This window comes from Dactylosporangium sp. CA-152071 (genome assembly GCF_050936335.1).
In the GTDB taxonomy this organism is placed as follows: domain Bacteria; phylum Actinomycetota; class Actinomycetes; order Mycobacteriales; family Micromonosporaceae; genus Dactylosporangium; species Dactylosporangium maewongense.
Genome location: NZ_JBNJMZ010000002.1, coordinates 3,221,407 through 3,233,335, shown reverse-complemented (window position 1 = coordinate 3,233,335; position 11,929 = coordinate 3,221,407). Strand labels below are relative to the sequence as shown.

General features: G+C 70.9%; 9 protein-coding genes. 6 read left to right on the top strand and 3 right to left on the bottom strand.

All coding sequences use genetic code 11. From position 1 onward, the window contains the following. The first annotated feature begins 91 nt into the window (after window positions 1-91). The 3 genes from tatA to ACQEVZ_RS54525 all read left to right on the top strand — a co-directional run bounded on the left by tatA (window position 92) and on the right by ACQEVZ_RS54525 (window position 2,842). Window positions 92-358 (top strand): Sec-independent protein translocase subunit TatA, encoded by a 267-nt coding sequence (gene tatA / locus ACQEVZ_RS54535; protein WP_344502190.1) that lies wholly within the window; start codon window positions 92-94, stop codon window positions 356-358. Window positions 359-441: 83 nt separating this feature from the next. Further along, window positions 442-1,344: a twin-arginine translocase subunit TatC gene (gene tatC, locus ACQEVZ_RS54530; protein WP_433386177.1), complete on the top strand. Its 903-nt coding sequence runs from the start codon at window positions 442-444 to the stop codon at window positions 1,342-1,344. Window positions 1,345-1,963: 619 nt separating this feature from the next. Next, window positions 1,964-2,842 carry a diacylglycerol kinase gene (locus tag ACQEVZ_RS54525; RefSeq protein ID WP_433383735.1) on the top strand — a complete coding sequence of 293 codons (879 nt, stop codon included), beginning with the start codon at window positions 1,964-1,966 and terminating at the stop codon, window positions 2,840-2,842. Here the strand turns inward: ACQEVZ_RS54525 and ACQEVZ_RS54520 are convergent. Next, the gene (locus ACQEVZ_RS54520; protein ID WP_344502193.1) at window positions 2,839-3,213 is read right to left on the bottom strand and encodes an Hsp20/alpha crystallin family protein; all 375 of its coding nucleotides are present in this window, start codon (window positions 3,211-3,213) and stop codon (window positions 2,839-2,841) included. The genes ACQEVZ_RS54525 and ACQEVZ_RS54520 overlap by 4 nt on opposite strands. A gap of 114 nt (window positions 3,214-3,327) precedes the next feature. Then, a complete protein-coding gene (locus tag ACQEVZ_RS54515) occupies window positions 3,328-4,068 on the bottom strand; it encodes an HAD family hydrolase (RefSeq protein ID WP_344502194.1) in 741 nt (246 codons plus the stop codon). A 21-nt stretch (window positions 4,069-4,089) separates the two neighbouring features. Here ACQEVZ_RS54515 and ACQEVZ_RS54510 point away from each other — a divergent pair, with 21 nt between their 5' ends. The 3 genes from ACQEVZ_RS54510 to ACQEVZ_RS54500 all read left to right on the top strand — a co-directional run bounded on the left by ACQEVZ_RS54510 (window position 4,090) and on the right by ACQEVZ_RS54500 (window position 11,006). Further along, window positions 4,090-6,807, top strand: a complete 2,718-nt coding sequence (locus tag ACQEVZ_RS54510) for a DEAD/DEAH box helicase (RefSeq protein ID WP_433383732.1) — start codon at window positions 4,090-4,092, stop codon at window positions 6,805-6,807. Window positions 6,808-6,907: 100 nt separating this feature from the next. Further along, window positions 6,908-7,822 (top strand): MHYT domain-containing protein, encoded by a 915-nt coding sequence (locus tag ACQEVZ_RS54505; protein ID WP_433383730.1) that lies wholly within the window; start codon window positions 6,908-6,910, stop codon window positions 7,820-7,822. Between the two features lie 703 nt (window positions 7,823-8,525). After that, the gene (locus tag ACQEVZ_RS54500) at window positions 8,526-11,006 is read left to right on the top strand and encodes a glycogen/starch/alpha-glucan phosphorylase (RefSeq protein WP_433383728.1); all 2,481 of its coding nucleotides are present in this window, start codon (window positions 8,526-8,528) and stop codon (window positions 11,004-11,006) included. A 7-nt stretch (window positions 11,007-11,013) separates the two neighbouring features. On the opposite strand, the gene ACQEVZ_RS54495 is transcribed toward ACQEVZ_RS54500, so the two are convergent. After that, a complete protein-coding gene (locus ACQEVZ_RS54495; RefSeq protein WP_344502198.1) occupies window positions 11,014-11,922 on the bottom strand; it encodes a 5'-3' exonuclease in 909 nt (302 codons plus the stop codon). Window positions 11,923-11,929 lie beyond the last annotated feature (7 nt).

Sequence of the window (11,929 nt, the reverse complement as noted above, 5' to 3'; positions counted from 1 at the left end):
CGGACCCCTTCCCGCAACCCGGCCTCTGCCCGTCACCCGAAGTGACCAGTACGATGGGTCGGGCAGCATAAAGACAGTGAGGTGGCTTCACATGGGTGCACTCAAGCCGTGGCACATCATCGTGCTGGTGGTGGTGCTGATCCTTCTGTTCGGCGCCAAGCGTCTGCCTGACGCGGCGCGGTCGCTGGGTCGATCGCTGAGGATCATCAAGGCCGAGACCAAGGGTCTCGCCGAGGACAACGTCGACGCCAAGGCCGAGGCCCAGTCGGGTCGCGCGCCGCTGCAGGGCACGATCGACGACAACCGGCCGTCGCCCGCGCCGACCGTCGACCCCGTCAACCGCGTCCCCGAGCGCTGAGGCACTCGAGCGTCGTGAGCATCCTCGCCAGGCGGCGCCAGGACCGGGCACCGTCGCAGTTCGAACGCGCCGCAGACGGCTCCATGACCCTCATGGAGCACCTGCGGGAGCTGCGCAACCGCCTGTTCAAAGCCTGTCTCGGCCTCGTTCTCGGGTTCGGCGTCGGCTACTGGCTCTCCGATCCTGCGATCATCAAGGTCCAGGATCCCGTCTGCGACGTGATGAAGTCGCGCGGCCGCACATGCGACTTCGTGCAGCTGGGCGTGGCGGACTTCTTCCTGCTTGAGCTGAAGGTCGGCCTGTGGCTCGGCCTGATCATCACGGCGCCGTGGTGGATGTACCAGCTGTGGGCCTTCATCGCTCCCGGCCTGCACAAGCATGAGCGCAAGTACGCCTACATCTTCATCTCGATCGCGGCGCCGCTGTTCGCGCTCGGCGCGTTCCTCGCCTGGTTCGCTCTCGGCCACGGCCTGCAGTATCTGCTGCCGGATGAGAACGTCGTCCACACCTCGCTGGACATCACGCGCTACGTCAACTTCATCACCACGGGCATGGTCGTCTTTGGCGTCGCGTTCGAGTTCCCGCTCATCGCGATGATGCTCAACTTCGCCGGCGTGCTCAGCGGGCGGAAGCTGCTCAGCTGGTGGCGGGCCGTCGTCTTCATCTTCTTCGCCTTCGCCGCGGTCGCCACCCCGACCCCGGACCCCTTCACCATGTCGGGGCTGGCCGTCGCCATGTCGCTGCTGTACTTCGGTGCGGTCGGCGTCGCCCTGCTCAACGACAGGCGCAAGGGTCGCAACCAGTCGATCTACGCCGACGTCGCCGACGACGAGATCTCCTCGATCGACGACCTCGCGCCGGAGCCGGTCGCCGCGGCCACCTCAGTCGGCGGCTACGACCCGATCGAGGCACCCACCCCGGTGGACGGCCCGACGCCGGTCGAGCGTCCGAGGTCCCTCGACAGCCGGTACGACGACATCACCTGACCCACCCGCTCAGTCCCGACGCCCGCCGCGCATCAGCCGGCGGGCGTCGTGCTGTCCGCGCCGGGGACCCGGTGCACGAAGTCTTCCGGATCACGAGAAGCGCAGGCCCCAGCTCCGGTCGGCGTGTGCTTCGGCCGGCCTCTGGTCCGGTGTGCCCACGGCCGGCCGGCGCCTGGTTCGGCCGGCCGTGGGCTTCGGCCCGGCGCGCACGCCGCGGGCGCAGCCCCGGTGTGGTTCCCGGTGGGCGGGGAAGGCCCTGGCATCCTCGCGTGGACATCGGGCCGCTCGCCAATCCGAGGGCGGCGGGCCGGACTGCTGCCTGAGGCCGCCGGGGTCGACTTGCGGCATGCGTGCCTGGAGTGCAGGCGCGGCCGTTTCCGGCTGTCCACTGCCGAGTTGGAAACCTGCTGAGGAGACGACGCGAGTGGCCAGTCGCCGCGCTCACCGTCCGGCCCGGACGGTGAGCAACCACCGGATGCGGCGCGCACGCGCCGCTTGCCCTGCCACGCGCCTCAGCGCGGGCAGTGCGTCGCGGAGCGGCGCATTGGGGTGCGGGTGAGAATCCCCGCCGGGCCCCGCCGCGACAGCGGTGGGGGAGTCACCGCCTAGCATCCGTGCGATGGACATCGCGTTGCTCGCCAATCCGACCGCCGGTAAAGGGCGGCGGGCCGGACTGCTGCCTGAGGTCGTGGCGCGGCTCAAAGCCGGTGGGCACGCGGTCGACGTGGTCACCGCGACCAGCCGGGACGGCATGGTGGAGCAGGGCAAGGCGGCCGTCCTGAGCGGCCGGGCCGTGGTCGCGATGGGCGGGGACGGCACGGTGCACCTCGGGCTGCAGGCGGTGGCCGCGACGGGGGCGCCGTTCGGGATCGTGCCCGCCGGGACCGGCAACGACTTCGCGGTCCGGCTCGGGCTGCCCGGGGACACGCTGCGGGCGGCCGAGGCGATCGCGGCAAGCACGACCACGAGGAGCGTGGACCTCGCGCGGGTCGAGGGGGCCGACGGGACCACGGCGTGGTTCGGGGCGGTCATGGCGGCCGGGTTCGACGCGTTCGTCAACGAGCGGGCCAACCGCATGCGCTGGCCGCGTGGTCCCCAGCGGTACAACCTGGCGATCGTCGAGGAGTTGCTGGCGTTGCGCAGCAGGTCGTACACCATGCGGATCGACGACGAGGAGAGCGTCTTCGACTCGGTGCTGGTCGCGATCGGCAACACCGAGAGTTACGGCGGTGGCTTCCGGATCGTGCCCGGAGCCGACCCCACCGACGGGCTGCTGGACGTGGTCGTCGCCGAGCCGCTCAACCGGCGCACGTTGATGCGGCTGCGGCCCAGGGTGTTCAAGGGGACGCACGTGCACGACCCGCGGGTCAGGACGTTCCGGGCGCGCAGGATCGAGCTGGCCGCGGAGGGGGTCACGGCGTACGCCGACGGGGAGCGGATCTGCCCGCTCCCCGTCACGGTCGAGTGCGTGCCCGGTGCCCTGCGGCTGATCGTCTAGGCGGCGTTGTGGATGCGGACGGTGACGCCGTTCGCGGACGGGGTGGTGGAGACGTCCGACTCGGTCACGCCGTCGGGCAGCGAGAAGCTGCGGCTGAACGAGCTGGAGCTGGACGAGCTCGACGAGAACGTCGCGCCGCCCTCCTCGTGGTGCGACGAGGTGCTCGTGCCGCCGCCGCCCTTGATGGTGAGGCGGCCGCCGGAGACCTGGACGTCGACGTTGCTCGGGTCGACGCCGTCGACGGTGATGACGAGGTCGTCGCCCTCGGTCGTGGTGGAGACGGAGGCGGAATGGGCGCGCGAAGCGGCGTGGTCGACCTCGGACTCGATGCGGGCAAGAGCTTCTGACGGGTTCCAACGGCCTAACGGCATGATGATCCTCCGGAAGGAAGGTAGTCGACGTATCCCCTGCACTGTGGCCGCCTGGCCGGGAGCCGACAAGCGCACAGGCGGTCTTGCGACAATGGTGCCCAACGGCCGCAAGGTTTAAAGCAGGCGCAGCACCGCGCCCAGGCCGTGAACTTTGCCCGGGTCACTCTCCGGGATGACGAGGACGCTGCAGCCCGCCGCGGCGGCGCCGGCGTCGGCGGGCGAGTCGCCCACCATCAGGGTCCGCTCCGGGTCGGTGCGCAGCGCCGCGCAGGCCTTCCAGAAGATGGCGGGATCCGGTTTGCAGCGGCCCACCTCGTACGAGAGGACGAACTCGTCGACCAGGTCGGCGAAGCCCAGCTGGCCGGCCAGGTCGCGCAGGTCGAAGCCGATGTTGGAGACGACCGCGACCGGCACGCCACGCGCCCGCAGCGCCTGGAGGGTCGGGACGGTGTCGGCGTACAGCTGCCAGCCGTCGGCGATGAGCAGCCGGTCGTAGAGGGCCTGGGCGAGGTCGGCGTCGACGGTCGCGGCCAGCCCTTCGTATGCGGCCCGGTGCGCGGCGACGGACAGGTCCCGGTCGGCCCACACCTCGGCGAGGTGCGCCGGCACGCGGTGCGGCTTCGGCCCGCCGGCCCGCCCGGCCGTCATCAGCCGGTCGGCGAGGACCGTGGCCTTCCCACGGTCCAGGGTGGTGCCGAGGCTCGAAGCCGCCGCCGTCACCCACCTGACGGGGTCCTCCACCTGCGCGATCGTCCCGTGGAAGTCCAGGAGCACGGCCTCGACGGGCCGCCATGTACTTGGTGGTTCAGCGCTTTCCGGCACGCCAGCACGATACCCATGAGCGGATCCGGGCATCTTTCGCCTAGCCTTGGGGTCATGAACACCCCCGCCGAGCGGTACGAAGCGGCGCAAAGGCGGGCTCAGCGTCCTGCCCTGACCGAGTTCGTCGATGAGCTGGACTTCACCCTCGACGACTTCCAGGCCGAGGCCTGTGACGCGCTGGAGCGCGGCACGGGCGTGCTGGTGTGCGCGCCGACCGGTGCCGGCAAGACCGTCGTCGGGGAGTTCGCCGTCCACCTGGCGCTGCGGCAGGGGCGCAAGTGCTTTTACACGACGCCGATCAAGGCGCTGTCGAACCAGAAGTACAACGACCTCGTGCAGCGGTACGGCGCCGAGCGCGTCGGCCTGCTCACCGGCGACAACGCGATCAACGGTGACGCCCCGGTCGTCGTGATGACCACCGAGGTCCTGCGCAACATGCTGTACGCGGGCTCGGCGACCCTCGAAGGCCTCTCCTTCGTCGTCATGGACGAGGTGCACTACCTCGCCGACCGGTTCCGCGGCGCCGTGTGGGAAGAGGTGATCATCCACCTGCCCGACTCGGTGACCCTCGTCTCGCTGTCGGCGACCGTGTCCAACGCGGAGGAGTTCGCCGACTGGCTCGTCACCGTGCGGGGCGAGACCACGGTCGTGGTGAGCGAGCACCGGCCCGTGCCGCTGTGGCAGCACATGCTCATCGAGCGGCGGATGTTCGACCTCTTCCACGACGCCGAGGCCGCGCAGAAGCACGACGTGCATCCGGAGCTGCTGCGGCACCACCGGGAGATGCTCCGCCGTGTCGAGATGGCCGGCCCGCGGGGCGGGCGGCGCAAGGGCCCCTACCGGCCCGAGATCGTCGAGCGCCTGGACCGTGAGGGCCTGCTGCCGGCGATCCTGTTCATCTTCAGCCGCGCCGGCTGCGACGCCGCCGTCCAGCAGTGCCTCGCCGCCGGGCTGCGGCTCACCGCGCCCGACGAGCGGGTCGAGATCCGGACCATCGTCGAGTCGCGCACCAAGCACATCCCGAGCGAGGACCTGCAGGTCCTCGGGTACTGGGAGTGGCTCGACGGCCTCGAGCGGGGCCTCGCCGCGCACCACGCCGGGATGCTGCCCGCGTTCAAGGAGGTCGTCGAGGAGCTGTTCGTCCGCGGCCTCGTCAAGGCCGTCTTCGCCACGGAGACCCTGGCGCTGGGCATCAACATGCCCGCCCGGTGCGTGGTCCTGGAGCGGCTGGTCAAGTACAACGGCGAGGCACACGTCGACCTGACGCCGGGGGAGTACACGCAGCTGACCGGCCGCGCCGGGCGCCGCGGGATCGACGTGGAGGGCCACGCCGTCGTCGTGTGGGCGCCGGAGCTCGACCCGCGGCACGTGGCGGGGCTCGCGTCCACCCGGACGTATCCGCTGAAGTCCAGCTTCCGGCCGTCGTACAACATGGCCGTGAACCTCGTCGGCAGCGTCGGCATCGCCGCCGCCCGCGAGCTGCTCGAGAGCTCGTTCGCCCAGTTCCAGGCGGACCGTTCGGTGGTCGGGCTGGCCCGGCAGGTGCAGCGCAACGTCGACTCGATCGCCACGTACGGCGCCGAGACCGCCTGCCACCTCGGCGACTTCGACGAGTACTTCGGCTACCGGGTCGCGATCGCCGACCGGGAGCGGGCGATCGCCCGCCAGGGCGCCCAGCAGCGCCGCGCCGCCGCCCTGGAGTCCCTGGAGCGGCTGCGCCCCGGCGACGTCGTCCGGGTGCCCACCGGCCGCCGCGCGGGCCTCGCGATCATCATCGACCCGGGCGTCGGCGGGCGTGGTTTCGGCGAGCCCCGGCCGCTCGTGCTCACCGAGGACCGCTGGGCCGGCCGGATCTCCGGCGCCGACTTCACTTCGGCCGTCGAGTCCCTCGGCCGGGTCAGGGTCCCGAAGCAGTTCAACTACCGCTCGGCCCAGGACCGCCGGGACCTCGCCGCACAGCTGCGCCGCCTCTCGCTGGAGCCGGCTTCCCGCGGGCGGCGGTCCCGCAACCCGTCCGCCGTCGACGACCACGAGCTCGACCAGCTGCGCGCCTCGATGCGCCGGCACCCGTGCCACCAGTGCCCGGAGCGGGAGGAGCACGCCCGCTGGGCCGAGCGGCGCTGGCGCCTGGAGCGCGACACCGAGGCGCTGCGCGGCAAGGTCGCCAACCGCACCGGCTCCCTCGCCCGCACGTTCGACCGTGTCTGTGGCCTGCTCACCGACCGCGAATACCTCTCCGCCGCCGGCACCGTCACCGACGCCGGCCGGATGCTCGCCAGGATCTGGTCCGAGACCGACCTGCTCGTCGCCGAGTGCCTGCGCACCGGCGTCTGGGACAGGCTCGGCGCCGCCGACCTCGCCGCCGCCGCCAGCGTCCTGGTGTACGAGGCCCGCCGCGAGTCCGACGACCGCGCCTCCATCCCGCGCGGCGACGTCTCCGAGGCCATCGACGCCACCTTGAAGCTGTGGTCGGAGCTGCGCGAGGACGAGGACTCGCGGGGTCTTCAGCTCACCCGGGAGCTGGATCTCGGCTTCGTCTGGCCGGTGTACCGGTGGGCCCGCGGCGAGAGCCTCACGAAGGTGCTCGGCAGCGTGCACGGACTGGAGGGCGACATGCCGGCGGGCGACTTCGTGCGCTGGTCCCGCCAGGTGCTCGACCTGCTCGGCCAGCTCGCCGAAGCGCCGGGCGCCTCGGACGCCGTGCGGCGCACCGCCAGGCAGGCGATGGCCGCCATGACGCGAGGAGTTCTCGCGTACAGCGTCATCGCGTAGTCACCCACCGAGTTTTCATCGGAGCGGATTAGAAAAAATCGTTCGGATCCGCAATGATGCTTTTCGCCGGGGGGCCAGTCCCGGCGCGGAAGGAAGCATCGTGGGAGAGCTGCATCATTTCACGTACGGGCTGATCACCCCGATCTTCGCGTACGCGATGTCGTTCCTTGGTTCCCTCCTCGGCCTGGTGAGCACCGCCAGAGCCCGGGCGGCCACCGACACCCGCCGCCGGGCGTGGCTGCTGGTGCTCGCGGCCTGGGCCATCGGCGGCACCGGCATCTGGGTCATGCACTTCATGGCGATGATCGGCTTCAGCGTCAGCGGCTCCCCGCTGCGCTACGACGTCCCGATCACCGTCGCGAGCTTCTTCATCGCCGTCATCACCGTCGGCCTCGGGCTCTTCATCGTCGGCCTCGGCAAGCCCGCCATGTGGAAGGTGCTCGTCGGCGGCCCGATCACCGGCGTGTCCGTCGCCTTCATGCACTACACCGGCATGGCCGCGATGCGGATCAACGGCTCCTTCGACTACAAGAGCAACCTGTACCTGGCGTCCTACGCGATCGCGGTCGTCGCCGCCACCGTCGCCCTCTGGTTCACCATCGTGGTCCGCGGCATCCCCGCGACGATCGCCGCGGCGGCCGTCATGGGCGTCGCCGTCTGCGGCATGCACTACACCGGCATGGCGGCCATGCACGTCAACCTCACCACCGACAACCTGGCCACGATCCCCGGCGTCGACGTCAACTGGTTCCTCGCCCCGATCGTCCTCTTCGTCCTGGTCGTGGTCATCGCCCTCGCCAGCGCCGTCATGGCCGTCCCCTCGGAGCGCGAGCAGGCCGAGGCCGCCGCCGTCCGCGACAAGATCGCCGCCGGCGACGCCCTCCGCTCCGCCACGGCCGGCCCCGTCTTCGGCGGCGGCTCCGCCGCGGGCCCGACGGCCCCCGGCGCCGGCCAGGCCTTCTCCGCCCGCGCCGCCAACGGCATCGCCGACGCCCGCCGCCAACGCGGCCGCTGACCGCTCCGCTCCCTTCCGCCGCTTCTTCCTTCCGCTGCCGCTCGACGGGTCGTTTCTCGCCCCGTCCGGGCGGCAGCGTCGTTCCCGTCCCGCCGATCGCCCCGTTGCCATGACCACCGACCCGATCTGGACGTCGGCCTCCGCCCTTCCGCAGCTGGCGGCCGGTCAGGTCTGCGCTCGCCCTTCTGGCCGTACGCGAGCTGGCGTGACCGCCGCTGTCACCTCCCTTGGTGATCGAAGTCGCGTGGCGGTCGTCCGGGCGACCAGAGCTGTCCTTCGATCATGGTGGTGGCCAGGTCTCGTAGTCATCGTCTGTGCTGTGGTTGCGGTGGTGGTTCTCGGCCGGCGTGCTTGCGTGGGCTGGCGCTGTCGAGGGTGTCGTTCGGGTGGTTCCACGTCACCGATGGGTGTAGAGCGAAGTCCATCGATGGCTCGGGCGGGTGGGGGTGGGGGTGGGGGTGATTCTCATGATCCGGAAGAGTTTGTGTGGCTATGGCGACCAGAAGTTTTCCGGATCATGGGGTATGTGGGCACGTCGATCGGTGGACTGGGTGGTACCAGGGTTGTGTGCGTGATCCGGATGGACGTGTGTGGCTGGGGTGGCGTGAGGGGTTCCGGGGCGCCGGGTGAGGGTGGGAGGGGACGGGGAGAAAAGTTGGGGAGACGGTGGGTCGGGGATGAGCGGCTGGCGGATACTTGGCGGGTGACCGAGGCGCGGCCCCGACCCAGGCGCACTGTTGGCGACTCGCTCGAGGAGTTCGAGCGGGACCTGATCTCCAACCTGTACTACCAGCGTGGGACGACGATCGAGTCGGCGAGTGGGCCTGACGGGTACCACACGCTGGCCGTGACCGTGCGGGACAGGCTGGTGGACAGGTATGCGAGGACGGCGGCGGCGCATTACGCGGCCAATCCGCGGTTCGTGTACTACCTGTCGGCGGAGTACCTGCTGGGGCGGCAGCTCAGGCAGAACCTGCTGTACACGGACACGGAGCGGTGGGTCAGGCCGATCGCCGAGGACCTCGGGGTGTCGCCGGAGGCGCTCGAGGTGTACGACGTCGAGCCGGGGCTCGGCAACGGCGGGCTGGGGCGGCTGGCCGCGTGCCTGATGGACTCCATGGCGACGCTGGACATCCCGGCGGTCGGGTATGGGATCCGGTACGAGTTCGGCATCTTCAAGCAGACGTTCCGCGACGGCAAGCAGGTCGAGCGGCCCGACGACTGGACGTTCTACGGCAACCCGTGGGAGTTCCCCGCGCCCGACGACCGGCAGCTGGTCGGGTTCTACGGCACGACCGTGGCCGACCCGAAGGACCCGGAGAACCTGCGGCGGAAGTGGACGCCGGCGGAGACGGTCAGGGGCGAGCCGAGCCACATGCTCGTGCCGGGGTACGGGACGCAGACCGTCAACATCATCCGGCTGTGGCAGGCCAGGGCGAGCCGCGAGTCGTTCGACCTGGCGAGGTTCGGGGTCGGGCAGTACGTCGAGGCCGTCGACGACATCGTGAGGGCCGAGAACATCAGCAAGGTGCTGTACCCCGACGACAGCACGGAGCCCGGGCGGGAGCTGCGGCTCAAGCAGCAGTACTTCCTGGTGGCGTGCTCGCTGAGGGACATCATCCGGCGGTACCGGCTGCGCAACAGCGGATGGGAGGGGTTCGCCGACAAGGTCGTGATCCAGCTCAACGACACGCATCCGGTGATGGCGGTGACCGAGCTGATGCGGCTGCTGGTCGACGAGCACGGGCTCGGCTGGGACGAGGCGTGGGGGATCACCCGCCGGACGTTCAACTACACGTGCCACACGCTGCTGCCGGAAGCGCTCGAGACGTGGCCGGTGCAGCTGCTGGAGCGGCTCCTGCCGCGGCACATGGAGATCGTCTACGCGATCAACCACTTCTTCCTGGAGGAGGTGCGGCAGGCGTACCCGGGCGACGAGGACGTCGTGCGCCGCATGTCGATCATCCAGGAGGGCGACGAGCGGCGGGTGCGGATGGCGCACCTCGCGGTCGTCGGCAGCACCGCCGTCAACGGGGTCGCCGAGCTGCACACGAAGCTGCTGGCCGGCACGACGCTGCACGACTTCGCGCAGCTGTGGCCGGAGCGGTTCCACAACGTGACGAACGGGGTCACGCCGCGGCGGTTCCTGCGCATGGCCAACCCGGCGCTGTCGGAGCTGATCACCGAGATGCTCGGCGACGAGGGGTGGCTGACGGACCTGGAGCGGCTGCACGGGCTCGGTCCGCACGCCGACGACCCCGCGTTCCGCGCCGCGTGGCGGGACGTGAAGCGGCACAACAAGGCCGGGCTCGCCGCCGCGGTCGAGCGGTCCACGGGCGTCCTCATCGACCCCGACGCGCTGTGCGACGTGATGATCAAGCGGTTCCACGAGTACAAGCGGCAACAGCTGAAGCTCCTGCACGTGATCACGATGATGAACCGGATCCGGGCCGACCCGCAGGCGACGTACGTGCCGCGCACGGTGCTCTTCGGCGGGAAGGCGGCGCCGGGCTACCACGCGATGAAGCTGCTCATCGAGCTGGTCAACGCGGTCGCCGGCGTGGTGAACGCCGACCCGGTCGTCAGCCGGTATCTGCGGGTGGTGTTCCCGGCGGACTACAACGTGACGAAGGCGCAGTTCATCATCCCGGCCGCCGACCTGTCCGAGCAGATCTCCCTGGCCGGCAAGGAGGCGTCCGGCACCGGCAACATGAAGCTCGCCCTGAACGGCGCGCTCACCATCGGCACCCTCGACGGCGCGAACATCGAGATCCGGGACCGGGTCGGCGCGGACAACTTCTTCCTGTTCGGCATGGACACCCCGGCGGCGACGGCGCTGCGCCGGTCCGGGTACTCGCCGCGGTCGTTCTACGAGGCGGACTTCGAGCTGCGGCTCGCGGTCGACACGATCGCCTCCGGCACGTTCGCGAAGGGCGACCGCGACGTGTTCGCCCCGGTCGTCGACGCGATGCTGGGGCGCGACGAGTACATGGCGCTCGCCGACTACCGGTCCTATGTGGACTGTCAGGACACGGTCGCGGAGGCGTGGACGGATCCGGACCGGTGGACGCGGATGTCGATCCTCAACACGGCCCGGTGCGGCTTCTTCTCCTCCGACCGGACCGTCCGGGAGTACTGCGAGCAGATCTGGAAGGTGGACCCGGTCCGCGTCGGGGAGGCCTAGACCGCAGCTAGCTCGCCAGGGCGTCGACGATGCGCTTGGTGGCGCCGGCGAGGCCCCAGCGCTCGGCGAGGGCGAGCAGCGCGTCGGGGTCGGCGGGGGCGGATGGCAGCTTGGTGTCGACGTCGCCGAGCGGGATGGTGCGGGCGACCGCCACCACGTCGCGGGCGGCGGTGAGGTACTCGCGACCGGCGGCGATCTTCGTGCGCAGTCCCGGGGCGAAGCCGGACGCCGGGTCGTCGAGCGCGGCGAGGATGCCGTCGAGGTCACCGTACCGGTCGACGAGGCGCGCGGCCGTCTTCTCGCCGACGCCCGCGACGCCCGGCAGGCCGTCGGACGGGTCGCCGCGAAGGGCGGCGAAGTCGGCGTAACCGGCGGCGGGCACCCCGTACTTGGCGTGCAGGGCGGCGTTGTCGAGGACCTCCAGCTTCGCGACGCCGCGGCCGCAGTACAGGACGGTCACCTCGCGGGTGTCGTCGATGAGCTGGAAGAGGTCGCGGTCGCCGGTGGCCACCTCGACCGGGCCGGGCTCGCGGGTGGCGAGGGTGCCGATGACGTCGTCGGCCTCGTAGTCGTGGGCGCCGACGGCGGTGATGCCGAGCGCCGCCAGGAACTCCAGGATGATCGGCACCTGCGTCGACAGGGCGTCGGGGACCTCCTCGCCGCCGGCGGGGGTGAGCCGGTGCGCCTTGTAGGACGGCAGCAGCGCCACCCGCCACGCCGGCCGCCAGCTCTCGTCGAGGGCGCAGACGAGCCGGTCCGGCTGCCGGCCGCGGACCAGGGTCGAGAGCATGTCCAGGAAACCGCGGACGGCGTTGACCGGGGTGCCGTCGGGGGCGACGGCCGCCTTCTCGGGCACGCCGAAGAACGCGCGGAAGTAGAGGCTGGCGGAGTCGACGAGCAGCAGAGGTCGGGCCACTGCAGCA

Excerpts from the sequence above, each read along its gene's own strand:
- ACQEVZ_RS54515 (WP_344502194.1), bottom strand. The coding sequence starts at position 4,068 with ATGCCCGGATCCGCTCATGGGTATCGTGCTGGCGTGCCGGAAAGCGCT.
- tatA (WP_344502190.1), top strand. The coding sequence starts at position 92 with ATGGGTGCACTCAAGCCGTGGCACATCATCGTGCTGGTGGTGGTGCTG.
- ACQEVZ_RS54510 (WP_433383732.1), top strand. The coding sequence starts at position 4,090 with ATGAACACCCCCGCCGAGCGGTACGAAGCGGCGCAAAGGCGGGCTCAG.
- tatC (WP_433386177.1), top strand. The coding sequence starts at position 442 with ATGACCCTCATGGAGCACCTGCGGGAGCTGCGCAACCGCCTGTTCAAA.
- ACQEVZ_RS54520 (WP_344502193.1), bottom strand. The coding sequence starts at position 3,213 with ATGCCGTTAGGCCGTTGGAACCCGTCAGAAGCTCTTGCCCGCATCGAG.
- ACQEVZ_RS54525 (WP_433383735.1), top strand. The coding sequence starts at position 1,964 with ATGGACATCGCGTTGCTCGCCAATCCGACCGCCGGTAAAGGGCGGCGG.